We start from the raw sequence: 18,956 nt of genomic DNA, 5'->3' as shown, positions 1-18,956 counted from the left end.
TAAATTTGGAACAAGTAATTTAAGATAAGCCTATAATCTTATAGTTTTTTATTGGATTTTTCCAGTAAGAAATTTATTTTTGTCAGATCTCTTAATACAGATTATTTATTTCGGCTTTGCTTTTGTGTTTACTTGCCGCTTAACGAACAAATTTCTATAATTTTGGAAAATGAATCAGCCTTTAGACTAGCACCTCCAATAAGCGCGCCATCGATATCGTTTTGTGCTATTAACTCTTGTATATTTTGAGGTTTAACACTTCCACCATATTGAATTCTCACGCTGTCTGATACGTTTTTCCCGTATTTTTCGGTGAGTGTTTTTCGAATAAAGGCATGCATATCCTGTGCTATTTCAGGGCTTGCTGTCTTACCTGTTCCAATAGCCCAAACAGGTTCATAGGCAAGAGTACAAGTTTCTATTTGTGAAGGTAGTAAGTCAGTAAGTCCTTCAAGTAACTGTTTCTCTATGATCTCTTTTTCTTTGCCTTTTTCCCGCTCTTCTAGTGTTTCTCCAATACAAAGTATAGGAAGTAAACCAAGCGCTAAAGCTTTGTGTATTTTCTTATTTATGCCGTTGTTTGTTTCGGAAAATAAAGCACGTCTTTCTGAGTGACCTAACACTACATATGTACAACCAACGTCTTGTAGCATCGTTCCTGAAACCTCTCCAGTATACGCACCTTTTTCTTCCCAGTGCATATTCTGAGCTCCAACTTTGATTTGTAAACTTTTTTGGTGTTCATTTTCTTTTATGTAGTTAGACACTGAAGATAAATATGGCATAGGAGGACAAACAGCCACATCTATATCATGAGAATTTGTCTGCTGATAAATTGCATCTATAAGTTCTTTGGCTTCTTGAAAATTAGTATTCATTTTCCAATTTCCAGCGATAAATATTCGGCGCATTTTTTTCCCTTACTTTATTTCACAATATATAGTAAATACTTTTTTTTCTTGGCGATGTACAACTGCAACCATTTTTTTCTTTACGTTTTCAGTAGTTGCTATCGCTGTAATTCGGAAATACTGCGATTCCACACCAATTTTTTCTTTTATCTCAGCAAAAATACTCTTTGTGACTTCTGAAACTTTTTGCGGTAACTCTGAAGTTTTTTTCAAAATGTCGCTTTTATTACTTCTTTTTGAAATGATGGCTCCTACTATTTCGGGAGTCATTTTGCTAGACAGAGATAACAAAACTTCAGGAGAGGCAGTGTTGATGTTTACTTTTCCTTTTGACCAAATAGTGACATGCTCACTTAATCCGCGTACCTTTCTGTCTTTTTTATCTCTGCCTCCTAGTAAAATCAAGTTATTGATGCCTTTTGCAAGAAGTAATTCTTTTAAAGAATAAATAGCTACTTTAGTAGGATACTTATCTTTCATTTTACCGCTTTTTTCTTTTAGCCATGCAACAATATTGTCATGAGTAGTTTGCGCGACTTTTCCCTCTTGCTTTGATACTACTTTTAGCAAATTTACAAAAACGTCCTTATAGCTTACCTTTTTAGACTTTTTGTCTTTATCCTTGTCTTTTTCTTCCTCTTTTTCTTTATCTTGGTTCTTGCCGCTGTTTTTTTTGCTTTTTTTCTTTTTTTCAACTAATTGTAACAAGGGAAATTTGCGTTCTTCGTCTACTATCTTACCTTCAACTTTAGTATCTTGTAGCTCGAGTCCCCATTTCTTTCCTTGTAGAGCCCAAGGGTCAAAAATAGAATCGTAGGTTTTTTCTTTTTGAGAGTTCTTGTCTTGATTATCTTGATCAGAAAGAGCGTCAAGTTGTATACGAGCGATTGCCCTATTCAAAAATGAAATAAGTGCATAGCGATTTTGTAAATCATGAGCTTGATTATATGCAATATAAGCATCAACCTTGCACGAGTAAGCAAATTCACTTACTACAACAACGAGTATTGTAGAAAGCATTAAAACCATAACAAGCGCAATACCTCTATTTTTTTTTATCATAGATATTCAAAATAACAACTATTCAATTTAATTAGGACGCGTTAACAATCACTTTAAGACGTATTGACACGCCAGAGAATAGTGTTACTCTCCTTATGTAATTTCGAGAATCGGAGCTTCTACTTCCCACAGATTATGGAAAAATACATATAAATCATCACTTAAAGATATCTTGTAAGGAGTAGGATTTAATTGACGCAAGTGATCTGAGCGAAAATTACTTAGTTGTTGTAAGACATACTCTCTTGCATCATGAATCGATGGTAACTCTTCCATCAGAGCACCATTCCAGTAGCATTTCTGTAATGAAATAACTTCCTTCGGCGTTACATAAACGCGATTAGCTGATTTAAAAGGGTGACGGCAAAGCATTTTTTCTCCAGGTTTTGGAGAAGGATCGCCTTCTTTAGTCATTAAATCAAGTAAGGGATAACCTTCTTTTCCAATAATGCGGTATACATTTTTCCTACCAGGTAAAGTTATCTTTTCTACATCCTGCGACAGTTTCATACGTGGCATACCAGATAACTCAACTAATTTATAAACACCGCCTAAAGCAGGTTGTGCTTGACAAGTGACTAAATGAGTTCCAATACCAAAAGCATCTATCTGGTGTTTTTGTTGTTGCAGAGAAACAAGTGTATTCTCATTGATATCATTGCTAGCAATGATCGTTAATTTGGGCAAAATGTCTTGGTGTTGTAAAAACATTTCTCGTGCTTGTTGCGAAAGATAAGCTAGGTCGCCAGAATCTAAACGAATTCCAATTGGTGCAAATCCCAACTCGACAAGGGCTAGTGCCACTATTAAAAAATTAGGCACACCTGATTGCAATGTATCGTAAGTATCAACTAGAGCTAAAAAATTGTGTGGATAACTAATTGCGTATGCAATAAACGCAGCAAGTTCTCCTTCATGAGTTTTATACTGCAGACGTTTTTTTATCGACAATACTTTTTCAACAAAATCAATATCTGGTTTACCTAGGATGCAGCGCGTTTTTAAATCATCGATACTAGTAAATGATGAAATAAACGAATGAGCATTGGTACCTTTGACCGGTATACCAAACAATTTACCAGCAAGAACATTACTTGTTCCGTCAAATCCACCTAGGTAGGCATATCTTGAAGCAGATACCCCTCCATCAGGGCCTTGTGCTCGGCGAAGACCAAACTCAAGTAGACCTTTATCGTAGCCTGCTGCAAGTCGGAATCGCGCAGCATTTGTTGCCATTAAACTTGCATAATTTACTAAATTTAGAAGTGTTGTTTCCATTAATTGTATAACAGCTAAAGGTCCCTCCACTCTGAGGAGAGGCTCTCGCGGAAAAGCAAGAGTTCCCTCAGGTAAAGCGTAAATTTTAACATCTGAGCAATCAATAGTTTTTAGCCAATCAAAAAAATCTGGACTAGGATCACTTCCAAAGAAATTCTGATCTTTCAAATACTGTATGTCATTTTCTGTAAACTGAAAATTATCAGCGAAACGCAAAACCTCAGCTAAACCAGCGAAAATTGTAAATTCGCCCTTGAATGGATTTTTACGAAAATGCAAATCGAAAACAGCAGGCAAATTCCATTTATCATGACACCAATACCCATAAACCATTGTTAGTTGGTAAAGATCAGTAAGAAGAGGTCCAACAATTGTATTGGTATTTTTCATTAGGGCTCCTAGTTTACTTCTTTGTAAGCAGTGGTAGACTTTATGGTATATTTTCCAGAAGGTAATTCAATCTCTTCTCCAACCGGACAACCAATAAGTGTCTCAGCAATAGGACTCATATAAGAAATAACTCCTTGGTCAACAGCAACATCCCATGGACCGAGAATAGTATAGATAAGTTTTTTCTTATTGCCTTCTATTGTCACAACAGAGCCAATCGCTACTTCATTTTTTACTATTACGCTGTAGTCAATAAACTGAACGCGTTTCATATTGTTTTTCATATCAGTAGCTTTGTTTGTCAATTGCAGTTGTAACTCACGTGCTGCATCAAGTTCTGCATTTTCACTAAGGTCTCCGAAGGACAATGCTTCACCAATAGCTTTTGCATTTTCTGGTATTTTATTTTCCATAAGGTCGCGATATTCATCTTCGTATTTCTGAAGACCAATCTTCGTTGTGTAGATAGGATCGATGTCGCTAAACAGTTTAGGAAAACGTTCTTTTAATGTTAGACGTATTGTTTCGCGAAAATTATTAGTTAGCCATGAAGCACTATCTGTATTATTTAAGGTATCAACGGCCTCGTTTTCCTCTACAGCTTTTGAAATCTTGTTTGCCATGGTCAAAGTAAAAAATTTCGCTACTTTTTCAATATCCCATTCTCCCATAAACTGCAAAGAAGTTGTTGTTTGTACCAATATATTGTATATATCGATCATTGTTGGTACTTTTTTTCCTTTTGGAAAGCGTTTACTTGCTATTTGTTTCATAAACCACAACAAAGCATCAGGATAAGATAAACGGTAGTTCATGATGCTCGTGGTAATTGTATCGACGTAGTCAGGCAATTTTTTTATCTTTTTTAGGTGTTTAAGCATGGTATCGCGGGCTAAATCTTGTCCTATTTGAAAGATTTTCCCTACATGCTCTTCCCAATTAGAAGTTTGCTCAATAAAATGATTGAGAATGTCTTGAGCTAAAATAGCAATGCGTATTTGTGAAAAAGTGATATGAGAGTCGACACTAAATATAGCTTCAATAGTCGGTAAATCTTCTGGTTGCGTAGCACCTTCTTTAACAAGTTCGCCTATGACCATATAATTTTCCAGGCTAATAAGGCGATTTTTTTCTAAAAATTCGCGGCAGTTTTTGGCTAATTCTTCAGCAAAGAAAGATACGCGTTGTTTTTGCGAAGAATTTTTTAAATACTCAAGAATAAAAATAGCTTGTTCTTCTTTTTCCTGCTCAACAAATTCTTTCTGAATTTCTTCTTCCCAATCAAGAGGTGTTTCTCGCAATATGTATTTACCTTGCCCACTACCAATAATTTCAACATAAGCGTCGGTGATCATTTTTTTGCGTGTCTTTGGCCACCACTTGCTCCATTGTTTGTCATCTATTACAGCTGGGCATAAATGTTTTTTGAGGTCTTTAGCTCCAAGAGGGCGATCGACAAAACGCAAAAGACGATACACTAAACTCATAGGATTTCCTTCAGCCTCTTCTTTTAGTTTATCTGTGCTGAAAAAAACCATTGCTTCAAAATTTTCAGGCTCTATAGTTTTTAAGCACTCGGCAGCAGCATAAGCATCCATACGGTGATTTGGCTTGTGTTGCAAATCCATATAAATTGCCATTTCTTCTTCGCCTATTCCAGTAACTTTGCCTATTCCCCACCCACTTCTGTGTTTGACGATGGTACCTTCCTGGAATAGCACTAGCTTGTTCAGTGTTTTACAGAAATCATCGCGCGATAAACTTTCTTGTTGTACTCGCTCAATCCAATTTTCTAAATAATCGCACTTGGTGTAAGTCTTAATAAAAGCTTCAGCATACTGATTTTTAAAATTTTTGAAGTTGATTCCGTATTTTAAAGCAAGTTGCAACGCATGAAGCCATAACTCAGCGCGATCATTGTTTCGACAAGTTTCAACGGTTTGTTCCAGAAGAAGTTGTGCTCTTTCTCTTTGTCCACGTCTCCACAGTTCTTGCATAGCCTCGCGCAAAGGTGATATGTCGATCGCTCCAAGTTCAAGTATATCTAACCACAGATTTTCTCCTTCTTCCCACTTTCCTTCTTTTAAAGTCTGAACAAGGGAAAAACTTTTTTCCTTAAATTCTTGTTGCTTGTTTTCGTCTATTGTCGTCATGCGCAGTACAACCTTTCTTATTTGTGTGAGAACTTTGGAAAAAATCTACCACTTTGTTTCATATATGAAGCGTAATTGTTGCCAAATTTTTCCAAATTTTCTTTTTCTTCTTGTAAAGCTAATCTATAATAAACAGTTATCAGCAGTGGCGCTGAAAAAAATGTAATAATTGTAGGCCAATTTAACATACTACCAAAAATAAATAAGATAAATCCCGAATATTGGGGATGGCGTATATAACGATAAATCCCCTGTCTTGCAATTTTATCGCGATGTGGCCAAAGATGTCGCCAGCCTACAATCGCAAGTAAAGTGCCGATAAATATAAATATTTGACCTGCTATAGTGAAGGCTAAGTTCCAATGAACATCTAATCGAAAAAGCGGAGCCCATACATGCCCATTTTGAAATTGATCTGGTGACAAGTGAGGGCCAAAAATACTAGACAAAATGTAAAGGGTCAAAGGAAAACCATACATTTCACTATACAAAGCTATCGCCCATGCACTGGTTATACCAGCTGAGCGCCATTCTCTTTTTTGCCGCGGGCGTAGTATGCCGTAAAGCAAAATTAAAATAAAAACGGTATATATAATTACTAGATCAAAACGATAGAAACCAACATTCATAATGTGTTTTTTTTGAGTGAGAGGAATGTGTTAACGGGGTTAGTAAGATCACGTTATTAACATAAAACATTTGGGTTCAGATAGCAATAACAATTCACAAAATTTTATAAAAACTAGAGGAGGTCTTTATGAGGTATAAGGGTTTACTAGTACTTGTCTGCACTATTTGTTGTGTGGTTTACGCTGATAATTCCCAAGATATTGACAAGTGGCTAGATAATTTAGAGCAAGAAAAATCTATTTCATCCCAAAACTCTACAGAAACATACAACAATGCAAATAATGGAAGCATTGAATTGTGGCTTGACGATGTAGAGGATGACACATACAGTGAAGCTTCTTTTGAAGAACAGCAACCTATACGAAAATGGGCTTGGGAGCTTCCTACATATTCAGATTTATATCCTCATTTAGCCAAAATTCCTTGGTTGGAGGCCAATAATGTAGTTGATATGACTGTAATTGGTCAACGTAAGCGCGAAAAAGATAATTCTGACTCGTACGGATTAGCCACGTATGCTTCTTTTCGCCCTTTTGCTTTAGATTTCGGAACTCATTCATTTGCATTTGGGGTTTCTCTTGTTGGTCGAATTGGGCGTGTCGAGGATATAACAAAAGAAGTTGAAGCAGAAGCATTTGACGAATTTTTAGCTGTTGATGTTGTTGCTGATGGAGGACAAAATCACGTCAATCAAATATTTATTAACTTTTCTGTATTGGCCAGTTTTCCAGAAATAGGCTTACAAGTTATTTTTGACGCTGGTTTTGGACGTTCAAATCTACGGCAGCTAATTAATACCATAGAAGGAGAGATACAGGTAGGAGGAGTACCAATTGTCGATGCTTTGTATGAAGAGTATCAATACAAACAAAATGATGAAGCCCTTTTCGGTGGAATTAATATTTTGAAATCCTTTGATCGCCCGTATCTAAATTTTTTCAAACTTTTTATATACGGTGTTTACCGCATTAACACTAAAACGAGAGATTCCAGCGCTATATTAACAGACCTTCTTGAAGGAGAAGATGGACAATTTGGCAAACAAGATCTAGCATTTGATGACCTCGCAAATACTGGAAACTTTTTTCCCGATCCAGCTTTTCCAGATGAATTTAATCTTAGCTATTTTGGCGTTGACTTTATTGCCCGATTATATACTTTTTACACACCTCTTATGAAGAATCGCGGTATTTCTTTAAGTGTTGCTGGTGGATTTCGACATGTTAGTGGGCAGCTGCTTATTGAGGATTTTCACGGTTTACAAAGTCAATTAGGAGGAGAGGTTGGAATTTTTGATGCTGTAACTTTTCGCGTATCGGCCATTTTTGAAGAGGGAAATGAGCAGGAAGATGGCTACCAGTTTACTCTAGTTGTCCAACTCTCAGCAATATTAAGAGAAGTATTCAAATAATACAAATGATAAAACTACATAATTCTAAAAATGATATTTTTGTTCCAGATGGAATACCTGTACAACAAGCTCTGGAACGTACAACACATTTGTGTATATCTGCTCACCAAGATGATAATGAGATACTTGCTTATCATGGTATTGTTAATTGTTTCCAAAAAAAAGACCATTGGTTTACGAGTGTGATTGTTTCTAACGGGAGCGGTAGCCCTAGAGCGGGCATTTACGCTGATACATCTGACGAAGAAATGCAACGTATCAGAATCAAAGAACAAAAAAAAGCGGCATTTGTTGGCGAATATGCTGTTCAAATTCAGTTAGGTTACCCAAGTACAAATATTAAAGATGCAAAAGAACACAAGGTTGTAGAGGATATACATGAAATTATCAAAGTAGCGCAACCACACACTATTTATTTACATAATCCTGCGGATAAACACGATACTCACATCGCGGTTTTACTTCGTTCACTCGAAGCATTGCGTCAATTGCCGCAAAATAAGCGTCCAAAACAAGTTTATGGTTGTGAGGTCTGGAGAGGTTTGGATTGGTTAGTTGATAGTGATAAAAAAATTCTGGCTGTTGGTGAGTCTCCCAATATTGCACAAGCACTGGTGGGAGTTTTTGATTCACAAATTAGTGGTGGTAAACGCTACGATTTAGCGACTGCTGGTCGCAGACTTGCAAATGCCACATATCTTTTTCCGCACGAAGTAGATAAAGCAAAGGCAATTACATATGCGATGGATCTAACTCCTCTTGTTCAAAACGAAACACTTTGTATTAAAGACTACACTATTGGTTATTTACAACGTTTACAAAACGATGTCTCTAAACGTTTTGACAGACTTAGTTGAATTCAAATGATATAGGAACTAAAAATGGAACTATTTAATATAATCGCAATTTTGTTATCATTATCAGCAGTATTTAGTTATATCAATTATCGCTACTTACGTCTTCCTACAACTATCGGTGTCATGCTAATATCTATAGTAATGTCACTATTTTTAGTAACAGGAGATGCGCTTGGCGGCGGAATTAAAGAGCAAGCCCAAAATATTGTCAACTCTATTGATTTTGACACGACTTTGTTACATGGTATGCTTAGCTTTCTACTTTTTGCTGGGGCTTTGCACGTAAAGCTTGAGAATTTAGCGGAGCAAAAATGGATCATAGGAATCACTGCTACTGTCGGTGTTATTTTATCGACTTTTTTTATTGGAACAGTGATGTATTACGTATTACATGTTATGGGTATTCCTCTTACTTATATGTATTGTTTAGTTTTTGGAGCACTAATTTCACCTACCGACCCTATTGCAGTCCTGGCGATTTTGAAAGAAGCAAATGCCCCTAAAACTGTAGAAACAAAGATTACAGGGGAATCATTGTTTAATGATGGTGTTGCTGTTGTTGTTTTTCTTGTCGTTGCAGGAGTTGCCAGTGGAGAACAGCAAGCCACGTTTATGGGAATTGTAAAACTGTTTACCGTAGAGGCTGTTGGCGGAGGAATCCTGGGATTTATTCTCGGATATGGCGCCTATTTTATGCTAAAGAGCATCGAAAATTATCAAACAGAGGTGCTTATAACTCTTGCTTTAGTTTCTGGTGGGTACTCTCTTGCTATGGCGCTACATGTATCAGGTCCTATTGCTGTTGTTATTGCAGGTCTTATGATTGGTAATAAAGGCCGTAAACTAGCTATGTCAGAAGAAACGTGTGAGCATTTAGATACATTTTGGGAGCTCATCGACGAAATACTCAATGCTATATTATTTGTGCTAATAGGCTTACAAATTTTAGCATTAAACTTTAGCATGAGTTACGTTACTGCGGGCTGTATTGCAATTCCAATAGTACTACTTAGTCGTTTTATAACAGTGGCAATTCCAGTAATGTTTTTAAAACGTTATCGTACATTCTCACCAGGAGTAATTCGTATTATGACATGGGGAGGATTACGTGGAGGAATCTCAGTAGCTTTAGCCCTGTCATTATCCCAACAAGATAGCATTACAGTCATGACCTATGTTGTTGTACTGTTTTCAATAGTTGTTCAAGGTTTAACAGTTAAAAAGCTAATTGTAGCGATTCAAAATAAAGAAGCATAATAACATGTTAGGTTGTTTAGGGCGCAGCAATGCGCCCTAATTGGTGATACATTCCAAGTACAAATTTGACGTTAAAAAAAATTTTTGCTATAGTAGGAAGCTAAAATCACAACAAATTACCCACACTTCGATGAGGAAAATATGTCAGGTCTGATTGAAATTACTTGTAGTAACTGTAGTAAAACGCTAAAAGTTCCCAAAGCTCGATCAGGGCAAAATGGCAAATGTGCTTACTGCGGAGACAGTGTATTCATCCCGTACGAAGAAGAAGTAACAAGCACAATGACCAAAATGGTTAGTCCACAACACGAATCCCAAGAAAAACAACAAAATGAGTACGCTCTTCCAAAAGCACGCTCTTCTGCAAGTTATCAACCGCCAAAATATAAAAAACGGAAAAATACCACAACAAATGTTACTCTGTGGTGTTTAGTAACATTTGTTGTGGGAAATACAACTGGTTATATGTTTTCAGAGCACATAGATCGATTCTTTGGAGCATCTTCAGATGTTAGTAATACTAATAACTCAATAGTGCACGTAACTCCTAAAAAGACTGTGTCGAACTCAACTTCTCCAGAAATAGTAGATTTAAATATCGCGGAAAAAAATCCCGTCGATGTGTCTAAAACACAAGATATACTAGAAAAAACAAAAGTCAGTATTGATGAATTAGAGATAGTCGTCAAATCTTTGGATAAAAATGCTAACCAACTTTTTGCGCGTTATAATATTAATGTTGGAGAAGATACATATAATTATATTGAAAGTAGCAATAAAGAATTAAAACTAGGACGTAGTATTTGTGAAAATGCAAGTAGAGTGCTAGAAAAAAAAGAAGCAGAAAAATTATCCCAAATCAATTCACAGTTACAAGATACAATATATCGCAATGAACAACTTCGCGAAAAAGTAAAACAAAAAGATATAGCATTAAAAAAGCAATTATCGCAGTACAATAAAAGTTCTTCGCGGAAAAATGGGAAAATTTCTAGTAAATACATGGGAAAATGGTATATTAAGCTACTCAAAAGCACCAAGAAGGTAGATGTGATATATGGTAGAATAAACATAACTACTCACTCTGCCTCTGTTAAATATAGAGCGATACAAAATGAAATAAAGCGCATAAAAAATTATGGTAAAGATGTGAAAAAAGCTACAAAAATACTAATGCAGAGAATAGATTCAGGAAAAGAACCTTTTTCGTGGATTGAAAATAGAAGGCAAAGTGCTCGAAGTATACCTCAAAAAAAGCAAGCTGATGCATTAGAGACTTTTTTAAAAAATAATAAGAAGTTTGAAGTTGATATCACATCAGAATATAAAGAATTGAGACAGGCGACACAGAGCATTCATAAGCAAAATGAAACACGCTTATTAGCAGAAACAACTCTAAGAAGCATACTAAGAGCTCTACAAACGATTAATCGTAAATGGGAAGAAGAATACCAAACTTTCGACAGTGCAGTTTCAAATTTCGCAATTAAAGAGTAGGGCGTATCCACGCCTGAAATAAACGCGCCCTAAAAACATTTGGAATTTGTATTTTTTATTGAAAAGGAGACGAGGATCAAAACCTCGTAAACAGATAATGAATATTTTATTTATGGGCATCCCAGGTGGATATGAATGGTTTGTTATTTTATTGGTAGCGCTTTTGTTGTTTGGAAAAAGACTACCTGAAGTTGCAAGATCTATGGGACAAAGTATTACAGAATTTAAAAAGGGAATAAAGGGAGCAGATCCCGATAATGAAATTAAGAGTGCGATTGATGAAGTAAAAGAGGAGGTAAATGGATCCACCAGGACTTGAACCTGGAACCTATCGGTTATGAGCCGAGTGCTCTGCCGATTGAGCTATGGATCCCATTTATGCGAAGTATTATAATAATAATCAAAACAGGAAGCAACTAAAAAATAAAAAAAAAGCTGTTTTGATTAAGTGCTTGATATAAAAAAACTTACAATATAAAATGTCCGAAATATGTATATTTTTTTGGATTGACCAAATTTAATTATTGTTTGCAATGTCATGAAACTAACAATCGCCAAAACGATTTATGGGTGCGAAATATGGAAAATAAAGTCGTTGCCAAATTTACAGTCTTTGTCAATAAAAAAAAGATATCTTGTTTTCAATTAGCAGAAAATACATCAGTGGTTATAGGTCGTGGTAACGAAGCGACATATCAGATAAAGTCAAGCGCTCTTTCTCGACGTCATTGTCAAATTCTTTCGACACCACAAGGTATTTTCGTAAACGATTGCGGGAGTTTGAATGGTACTTATGTAAATTTTGCACAAATAAAAAAACCTACTCCATTGCAAACAAATGACCAAATTCAATTAGGCCCAATTACTTTCCACATAGAAATTCTTATTTCTGCAAAACCTCCAAGTACAACAATAAAATCTCCAACAATTCCACCAACAAATCCTAACGAAAATCCTTTTTCTCCTTCGTTTGCAGATGACCAAGCACAACCAACACAACATATGCCTGACTTTTCACCACTAAACCCAAAAATTCCTTCTGGAAAATGCCTAACTTGTAAATGCGATGTTTCAGTGAAGGATATCAGATCACAAATGGGTGTTTTCAAAGAAAATGAAATATACTGCATCAGTTGTTTCAGTAAAGGAGCGGGTAATTTTCCTACTATTGCAGGGTTTCGCATTGTAAAAAAATTAGGTAGTGGAGGAATGGGAGATGTCTATGAGGCTATTCAGTTATCAATGCAGCGTCCTGTAGCTTTTAAGCTAATGAGAGGCTTAGAGAACGCAAGTGAGCAACAAGTGCTTCGTTTCTTTCGTGAAGCGCGTACAGGAGGAAAATTGCATCACCCTAACATAGTTAGTTTTATTGACGCAGGGAAAATGGAAAAAGCTTGTTACATTGCCATGGAACTAATATCAGGTACAGACGTACGCAATGTTTTAGAACGCAAAGGACCTATTCACTATCGCGAAGTTATGCGTATTGCTTATTATGTTGGAAAAGCTCTCGACTACGCTTACAGTAAATTTACGGTTGTTCACCGCGATGTTAAACCTGAAAACATTCTTATTGACACAGACAATGTGGTTAAACTAACAGACTTTGGTTTGGCTAAAAACTTAGAAGAAGCAGGCTTATCGGGAATTACGAAATCGCAAACAGGAGTAGGGACTCTTTTTTACATGTCTCCTGAGCAAATAGCAGATGCTCGTTTTGCTGACCAAAGAGCTGATGTATACTCACTTGGCATAAGCATGTACGAAATGATGACTAATGAAAAGCCTTTTTTCGCAACACAAATGATGCCTCTTGTCAATAAAATTAGATATTCAGAACCTCGTCCTATACAAGAAATCATTCCCAACATTCCGGATAATGTGTGTCATATAATTGCTAAATCTATGTCAAAAGAGCCCGAGGATCGTTATCAAACTTCGGGAGAAATGATCAAGGTGATTAAGCAATATGTTAAGGAAGAATTGTAGAATTTTTATTATTTTATAATTTCTATTTGACATCCACGACATTTCACAATAAAACAAGCTACAGTGTACTAGGGCGTGTCCACGCCCTAAAACAAACCTATATTTTATTAACAAAATCATTCTCAAATAATAATGGAAAATTAGGGATATCCTAGATGATTTATTCCAAAGCTTATTTGATGGTACATTTAGGAGCGGTTTATGAATTTAGATGAACGATTGTCTAATGTTGCAATAGTAGGTGCTGCAGGAAAAATGGGTAGCGGTATATCTTTACTACTTGCTCAACAAATGGGTTTAGCAAAAGCTAAAAACCCTACACAGGATATCGTTTTACATCTTATAGATACAAGAGATCAAGGCTTGCATGACTTAGTACAATATATTCGCGCTCAAGTAGCAAAGATGGCAGAAAAACAAATATTAAAATTACGCGTTCTTTATAAAGAGCGTAATGATCTCGTTGAAAATGCAGAGATGATAGAGGAGCTAGTTAATACAACGATCAGTATCTTACGGCCAACGAAAGAACTTACATCCGCTAAAGATAGCTCAGTGGTTTTTGAGGCTGTTATTGAAAGTGAGCAGCTTAAAATTGACATTTTTAAAAAGCTCAAGGCATGTTGTAAGCCAGATACATACTTTTTTACAAACACTTCATCGATTCCTATAAAAATAGTAGACCAAGGTGCTGAACTCGATGGCAAAATCATTGGTTACCATTTTTATAATCCGCCAGCAATTCAAAAATTACTGGAGATAATTAGTTGGGAAAATACCAATCAAGATTTACAAAGTGTTGCTGCTGAAATAGCAGGTCTTCTAAGAAAAATTGTTGTAGAGTCAAATGATGTAGCGGGATTCATAGGAAATGGACATTTTATCCGCGAAGGTTTGTATGCATTAAACAAAACAAAAGAATTGCAAGAACCACATTCTTTCGCTGGTGCTGTTTACTTAGTAAATAAAACAACGCAAGATTTTTTAATGCGTCCTATGGGAATTTTTCAACTTTTAGATTATGTAGGCATTGATGTTTATAATTTTATTTTAAAAATTATGGATAAATATATTGAAGATGAAAACTTTAATCACCAAATTATTGACACAATGATTAGTAACAATGTTCTTGGTGGGCAAAGAGGCGATGGCAGTCAAAAAGATGGTTTCTTTCAATATAGTAAAGGAAAAATGATTGGTGTATACTGCATGGAAAAGAAAGGGTATGTTCCACTTGATTCAACTGAGGAGTGGGATAAAACATTAGGAAACTACCCTAGTTCTTGGAAGCCATGGAAAAAAATGTTGAAGCAAAAGCATGAAGTGGTTGCGCAAATTTTTTCTGAATTAAGTGAAGGAAACTCACTGGGTTGTAAATTGGCATTTGCTTACGCGCAAGCCTCTAAAGAAATTGCTGAAAATTTAGTGAAAGCAGGCGTTGCAAAATCTAATGCTGATGTAGACAATGTGTTGCTAACCGGTTTTTATCACGCATATGGGATTACAACTATTTAGCTAGGAGAAAAAAATGAGAAAGTTAAGAAAACCTGTTTATTTTGCGTGTGGTTATAACACTATATCACTAGGTACAGGTCGCAGTGAATTTCATCCTAAAAAACCGCGTCCAGGTTTGGAAGAGTACATAAAAGAAGCTGGACAAGGAGTGATTTCTCAAATCAGTGATGCAAAGTATATTGATGAAGGAATCATTAGTAACTTTATTGCTGCGCGTTTCAATCGCCAAGCGCACCTTGCTGCAATGATTCCAATGATTGATAGCGCCCTGGTGCATAAACCTTGTTCTCGAGTTGAAGGGGCTTGCGCATCAGGGGGTCTTGCTTTAGCAAACGCTGTTCGTTCTGTTCTTGCTGAAACATCGGATGTTGTTTTGGTATTAGGTGTGGAAGTTCAAAATACCGTAAAGGCAATTTACGGGGCTGATTATTTAGCTGCTGCAGGGCATTATAAAGCTGAGCGAAAAAATGGCCATGCTTATTTTTTTCCTGGAAAATTTTCTGATCGTGCAGGAGCATACTACGAAAAATTTGGTGCTGAATCTACGCGAGAGGCGATGGCACACTGGTATGCTCAATCAATCGAAAATGCAAGAACGTGTGAAAAAGCCCAAGAATATGAAAATAAAGCATCCGATCTTTTATCTCTAGGTAGAAAATCTCCAAACCCGAAAGGTTTTGTTGATCATCTTAACCTATTTGATTGTTCTAAGGTTTCAGATGGTGCATCTGCTATTATTTGTGCATCAGAAGAAGGTTTAGAAAGATTAGGTATAGCTAAAGATAAAGCTGTGCAAGTTATGGGTGTTGGACAATCGGAAGATGATTTAACAAAAGCGCCAGAAGATTTAACACGCTTAACAACAACTCAAAACGCTGTCGAAAAGGCCTATGAAATGGCAAATGTCTCAAGGGAGCAAATAGGTGTAGTTGAGCTTCATGACTGTTTCTCTATTACTGGTTTACTTGCATTAGAAGCCGCAGGATTTGCACCTCACGGAAAAGGTGGAGAAATAGTAGTAAATGGAGATACCAAACGAGATGGTCGGATTCCTGTGAACACAACGGGTGGACTTGTTGGTTATGGGCATCCAACAGGCGCAACAGGAATTCGTCAAATGATAGATGTTTGTAATCAAGTGACGAATCAAGCAGGAAATTCTCAAATTAATATAGGAAATGAAAGACCATATGGCCTCACAATCAATATGGGAGGAAACGACCGTACGGTGGTATCAATGATAGTGAAGAAAGCAGACTAATATGAGCGATTTAACAAACGAAATAGTACTAAAAGCTCTGGCGGATATAGTAGATCCGTCTTTAGGTAAAGATATTGTATCTCTTGGGGTTGTAAAAAATTTGCAGATTGAAGATGCAAGAGTCTCATGTGAAATACAATTAGCAATGCAGGGCAAAAATCACCTCAAGAAACAGGCTATTGACAGAATATTAGAAATTCCTGGGGTAAAAGAAGCAAATGTCGAAATTGTTATTGTTAAAGGAAATTCAGTTTCAGGTAACTCTCCGATTCCAGGAATAAAAAATATTATTCCAATATCAAGTGCTAAAGGTGGCGTTGGAAAATCAACAGTCAGTGCTAACTTGGCCATGGCTCTATCTAAAACAGGTGCAAAAGTAGGGCTCATGGACGCAGATATTTATGGGCCGAGTATTCCGACGCTTCTTAATGTAACAGAAAGCCCTACTCCTAAAGATAATAATGTTATTATTCCCGTAGAGAAATACGGTATAAAAGTTATGTCTATGGGATTTTTTCTACCAAAAGATAAAGCGGTAATTTGGCGCGGACCAATGCTTAACAAAATGATTACCCAATTTCTCAAAGGTGTTGATTGGGGTGAATTGGATTACCTACTAATAGACCTTCCTCCAGGAACAGGAGATGTGCAGCTAACTCTTTGTCAACAAGTTCCTTTAACTGGTGCAGTTATAGTGTCGACTCCACAAATAGTAGCGCTCAACATTGCTAAAAAGGGTATGGCAATGTTCCAGCAACTTAATTGTCCACTGATTGGTATAATTGAAAACATGAGTTACTATCAAATACCTGATGGAGAAAAAGACTATATCTTTGGTGAAGGCGGAGCAAAGAAATTTGCTGAAGAGTTGGATCTTCCATTTTTGGGTGAAATTCCTATTGCTACTAGTATTCGCAAGCAATCGGATATAGGTATTCCTATTGTAGAATCAGAACCTGAAAGTTCTTATGCAAAAGCATTTATTGCTGTGGCAGAAAAACTTGCGTCTCAGATAAATGCAATGCATTCCTCTGGTGATGTTCCTCAGGAAATTAAACTTACTTTTTAAGGAATTATGTTGTGAATGAAAAAGCGGCAATTCCAAAAGAAGTAACACGAGCTAACGACCACGATATAAAAATTATATGGAGTGATGATTGCGAAAGTATTTTTGTTGCTCGCGACTTACGCTTACGCTGTCAATGTGCACAATGTGTTGAGGAAATGACAGGCCGGAAACTATTAGATCCAATCACTGTACCTCTTGATGTTAAACCTAACGAAATTAAGTTAGTTGGGCGTTACGCTATTCAGATTTGGTGGAGTGATGGGCACGGAAGTGGAATTTTTCCATTTGTTTTTTTACGTAATCTAGATGAACAAATGAAAGAACTAGCGGCTAAAAAATTTGAAATTTAGAGTGTATTGATATTTCGATTTTGGTAGTGCTATATTTGTATAGCACTACCACTTATTCTCGTACAGAGTTTTTTTAATCTATTAATGGGATGCCCAACCAAAAGCAACCATCTCTTTATGCTCAGGACATTGAGTGATATGTCCGCAACCCCTGTCACCAAACGAATACGGAATATTATCGTGCGAGTCAAGTTGGAAAAGTAATTGCATTTGTTTATCGCATTTAGAGCAATCAGTGTATTCTCCGTTTTGAGTCCAGTGTGGCCATCCTCCTAATTTGTCCGATCCAAAGGGAAAAGCTCCCATTTTACTTGCATCGGTAATTAATTTTAAATTCAACTCACAGATAATATCTTCTTCACTTGGGAATTCAGTTAGTTTTTCCCAATCGACAATTGTACGTGTAGGAAATTCACCTATAGAGTCTTCTTCTTCAAATTCCCAATCTTCCATATCCTCTATTTTTTTTGCATCATCGATATTATTCCACGTTTCACCTGTAGGAGTAATGACTCGGACTAAATGAGCAGTAGAAAATGGTTCCCAACTTTCGCAGGGATCTTCGTTGTTTTCATTAGTGCAGCAGAACAGCTGTAATAGACCATCTCCATATTGTCTTTGTAATTTTGGAGGTAATTTAGCTAAATTAATTTGCATAAAAAAATGTAGAAGATGATAACATTCACCACATCTTGGCCATTTTTCATCACGACTGAGCCAAGGAGTACCACCAAATTTAGAAGCAGTACAAGAGTCTTTCTTTTTTTTGGTAATAGGGAACCAGCAAGAACGCTTGTGTTTCAAAAGTTGCGAAGGAATTTCAATATAGCCTTTGGCTATTTTTTGTTGGATTAATTTTTCAATGGAAGTAACTACTTGTTCACTGCTTGTAAATTGTTTCTCTTTTTTTTGCCCTTTTTTTCCGACACTTCCATAGTGGACTATTTGCGATGTGTTGTTTACTGCAATATTCCAAAATTTATACTCTCTTGTTTTTGTCTCGCAACGAAACTCTCTAAATACAATCTTCTGGGATTCTATTACCGATGAGTTTTTCTGTTTTTTTTTGGCTAAACTTTTTTGAGCCTTTGTTGGGCTTACTTGTACAGGTACTTCATAATATTGTTTGTTTATTTTACTAGCAAGTTTTTTTTTTGCTTCTGCTAATGCCTGTGTGTCACTAGTGCATTCTTTGGTAACGGTTCTGCCATGAGTACCAATGCGTCCATAACGAATAGTGTAAAGGGACCCAGTTACTTTGATTTCCCAAAATTTGCGTGTTTTATTGTCTTTGCATTCGAGATACTTTTCCATTGTTTTCCTTAA

General features: G+C 36.4%; 16 protein-coding genes and 1 tRNA gene. 10 read left to right on the top strand and 7 right to left on the bottom strand.

The window, feature by feature from the left end; translation table 11 throughout:
• Positions 1 to 128: 128 nt before the first annotated feature.
• The 5 genes from tpiA to UABHE_RS28115 all read right to left on the bottom strand — a co-directional run bounded on the left by tpiA (position 129) and on the right by UABHE_RS28115 (position 6,423).
• Positions 129 to 911 (bottom strand): triose-phosphate isomerase, encoded by a 783-nt coding sequence (gene tpiA / locus UABHE_RS28135; RefSeq protein WP_372366650.1) that lies wholly within the window; start codon positions 909 to 911, stop codon positions 129 to 131.
• Positions 912 to 920: 9 nt separating this feature from the next.
• On the bottom strand, positions 921 to 1,973 hold the full coding sequence (locus UABHE_RS28130) for a general secretion pathway protein GspK (protein WP_372366649.1): 1,053 nt from the start codon (positions 1,971 to 1,973) through the stop codon (positions 921 to 923).
• 93 nt (positions 1,974 to 2,066) lie between these two features.
• A complete protein-coding gene (gene pncB / locus UABHE_RS28125; protein WP_372366648.1) occupies positions 2,067 to 3,641 on the bottom strand; it encodes a nicotinate phosphoribosyltransferase in 1,575 nt (524 codons plus the stop codon).
• Positions 3,642 to 3,649: 8 nt separating this feature from the next.
• On the bottom strand, positions 3,650 to 5,794 hold the full coding sequence (locus UABHE_RS28120; protein ID WP_372366647.1) for a GreA/GreB family elongation factor: 2,145 nt from the start codon (positions 5,792 to 5,794) through the stop codon (positions 3,650 to 3,652).
• Positions 5,795 to 5,811: 17 nt separating this feature from the next.
• Positions 5,812 to 6,423 (bottom strand): isoprenylcysteine carboxylmethyltransferase family protein, encoded by a 612-nt coding sequence (locus UABHE_RS28115; protein WP_372366646.1) that lies wholly within the window; start codon positions 6,421 to 6,423, stop codon positions 5,812 to 5,814.
• A 128-nt stretch (positions 6,424 to 6,551) separates the two neighbouring features.
• Here UABHE_RS28115 and UABHE_RS28110 point away from each other — a divergent pair, with 128 nt between their 5' ends.
• The 5 genes from UABHE_RS28110 (at position 6,552) to UABHE_RS28090 (ending at position 11,765) form a co-directional block, all read left to right on the top strand.
• Entirely contained in the window at positions 6,552 to 7,835 is a 1,284-nt protein-coding gene (locus UABHE_RS28110) for a hypothetical protein (protein WP_372366645.1), read from the top strand.
• 5 nt (positions 7,836 to 7,840) lie between these two features.
• A complete protein-coding gene (locus UABHE_RS28105; RefSeq protein ID WP_372366644.1) occupies positions 7,841 to 8,692 on the top strand; it encodes a PIG-L deacetylase family protein in 852 nt (283 codons plus the stop codon).
• Positions 8,693 to 8,716: 24 nt separating this feature from the next.
• Positions 8,717 to 9,949, top strand: a complete 1,233-nt coding sequence (locus UABHE_RS28100; protein WP_372366643.1) for a cation:proton antiporter — start codon at positions 8,717 to 8,719, stop codon at positions 9,947 to 9,949.
• Between the two features lie 141 nt (positions 9,950 to 10,090).
• Positions 10,091 to 11,446 carry a hypothetical protein gene (locus UABHE_RS28095; protein WP_372366642.1) on the top strand — a complete coding sequence of 452 codons (1,356 nt, stop codon included), beginning with the start codon at positions 10,091 to 10,093 and terminating at the stop codon, positions 11,444 to 11,446.
• A 97-nt stretch (positions 11,447 to 11,543) separates the two neighbouring features.
• The gene (locus UABHE_RS28090) at positions 11,544 to 11,765 is read left to right on the top strand and encodes a twin-arginine translocase TatA/TatE family subunit (RefSeq protein WP_372366641.1); all 222 of its coding nucleotides are present in this window, start codon (positions 11,544 to 11,546) and stop codon (positions 11,763 to 11,765) included.
• Here the strand turns inward: UABHE_RS28090 and UABHE_RS28085 are convergent.
• A tRNA-Ile gene (locus UABHE_RS28085) sits at positions 11,747 to 11,819 on the bottom strand. The genes UABHE_RS28090 and UABHE_RS28085 overlap by 19 nt on opposite strands.
• A gap of 206 nt (positions 11,820 to 12,025) precedes the next feature.
• Between UABHE_RS28085 and UABHE_RS28080 the strand changes: the two genes are divergently transcribed.
• From UABHE_RS28080 to UABHE_RS28060, 5 genes are all read left to right on the top strand, one after another.
• Positions 12,026 to 13,435, top strand: coding sequence for a protein kinase (locus UABHE_RS28080; RefSeq protein WP_372366640.1), 1,410 nt, complete (start codon positions 12,026 to 12,028; stop codon positions 13,433 to 13,435).
• A gap of 201 nt (positions 13,436 to 13,636) precedes the next feature.
• The gene (locus UABHE_RS28075; protein WP_372366639.1) at positions 13,637 to 14,950 is read left to right on the top strand and encodes a 3-hydroxyacyl-CoA dehydrogenase family protein; all 1,314 of its coding nucleotides are present in this window, start codon (positions 13,637 to 13,639) and stop codon (positions 14,948 to 14,950) included.
• A gap of 13 nt (positions 14,951 to 14,963) precedes the next feature.
• A complete protein-coding gene (locus UABHE_RS28070) occupies positions 14,964 to 16,211 on the top strand; it encodes a beta-ketoacyl synthase N-terminal-like domain-containing protein (RefSeq protein WP_372366638.1) in 1,248 nt (415 codons plus the stop codon).
• Between the two features lies 1 nt (position 16,212).
• Positions 16,213 to 17,280 (top strand): Mrp/NBP35 family ATP-binding protein, encoded by a 1,068-nt coding sequence (locus tag UABHE_RS28065; protein WP_372366637.1) that lies wholly within the window; start codon positions 16,213 to 16,215, stop codon positions 17,278 to 17,280.
• Positions 17,281 to 17,291: 11 nt separating this feature from the next.
• Positions 17,292 to 17,630 carry a DUF971 domain-containing protein gene (locus tag UABHE_RS28060; protein ID WP_372366636.1) on the top strand — a complete coding sequence of 113 codons (339 nt, stop codon included), beginning with the start codon at positions 17,292 to 17,294 and terminating at the stop codon, positions 17,628 to 17,630.
• An 81-nt stretch (positions 17,631 to 17,711) separates the two neighbouring features.
• Here UABHE_RS28060 and UABHE_RS28055 read toward each other — a convergent pair whose 3' ends face one another.
• Entirely contained in the window at positions 17,712 to 18,944 is a 1,233-nt protein-coding gene (locus tag UABHE_RS28055; RefSeq protein ID WP_372366635.1) for a WGR domain-containing protein, read from the bottom strand.
• Positions 18,945 to 18,956: the final 12 nt, after the last annotated feature.

The sequence above is a fragment of the Candidatus Uabimicrobium helgolandensis genome, from assembly GCF_041508025.1.
Classification (GTDB): domain Bacteria; phylum Planctomycetota; class Uabimicrobiia; order Uabimicrobiales; family Uabimicrobiaceae; genus Uabimicrobium; species Uabimicrobium helgolandensis.
Note: the sequence above shows the minus strand (reverse complement) of the source record. Positions and strands in the feature narration are given on the sequence as shown.

Bases quoted from the DNA above. Each gene is read 5' to 3' on its own strand.
- tpiA (WP_372366650.1), bottom strand. From the start codon at position 911: ATGCGCCGAATATTTATCGCTGGAAATTGGAAAATGAATACTAATTTT.
- UABHE_RS28130 (WP_372366649.1), bottom strand. From the start codon at position 1,973: ATGATAAAAAAAAATAGAGGTATTGCGCTTGTTATGGTTTTAATGCTT.
- pncB (WP_372366648.1), bottom strand. From the start codon at position 3,641: ATGAAAAATACCAATACAATTGTTGGACCTCTTCTTACTGATCTTTAC.
- UABHE_RS28120 (WP_372366647.1), bottom strand. From the start codon at position 5,794: ATGACGACAATAGACGAAAACAAGCAACAAGAATTTAAGGAAAAAAGT.
- UABHE_RS28115 (WP_372366646.1), bottom strand. From the start codon at position 6,423: ATGAATGTTGGTTTCTATCGTTTTGATCTAGTAATTATATATACCGTT.
- UABHE_RS28110 (WP_372366645.1), top strand. From the start codon at position 6,552: ATGAGGTATAAGGGTTTACTAGTACTTGTCTGCACTATTTGTTGTGTG.
- UABHE_RS28105 (WP_372366644.1), top strand. From the start codon at position 7,841: ATGATAAAACTACATAATTCTAAAAATGATATTTTTGTTCCAGATGGA.
- UABHE_RS28100 (WP_372366643.1), top strand. From the start codon at position 8,717: ATGGAACTATTTAATATAATCGCAATTTTGTTATCATTATCAGCAGTA.
- UABHE_RS28095 (WP_372366642.1), top strand. From the start codon at position 10,091: ATGTCAGGTCTGATTGAAATTACTTGTAGTAACTGTAGTAAAACGCTA.
- UABHE_RS28090 (WP_372366641.1), top strand. From the start codon at position 11,544: ATGAATATTTTATTTATGGGCATCCCAGGTGGATATGAATGGTTTGTT.
- UABHE_RS28080 (WP_372366640.1), top strand. From the start codon at position 12,026: ATGGAAAATAAAGTCGTTGCCAAATTTACAGTCTTTGTCAATAAAAAA.
- UABHE_RS28075 (WP_372366639.1), top strand. From the start codon at position 13,637: ATGAATTTAGATGAACGATTGTCTAATGTTGCAATAGTAGGTGCTGCA.
- UABHE_RS28070 (WP_372366638.1), top strand. From the start codon at position 14,964: ATGAGAAAGTTAAGAAAACCTGTTTATTTTGCGTGTGGTTATAACACT.
- UABHE_RS28065 (WP_372366637.1), top strand. From the start codon at position 16,213: ATGAGCGATTTAACAAACGAAATAGTACTAAAAGCTCTGGCGGATATA.
- UABHE_RS28055 (WP_372366635.1), bottom strand. From the start codon at position 18,944: ATGGAAAAGTATCTCGAATGCAAAGACAATAAAACACGCAAATTTTGG.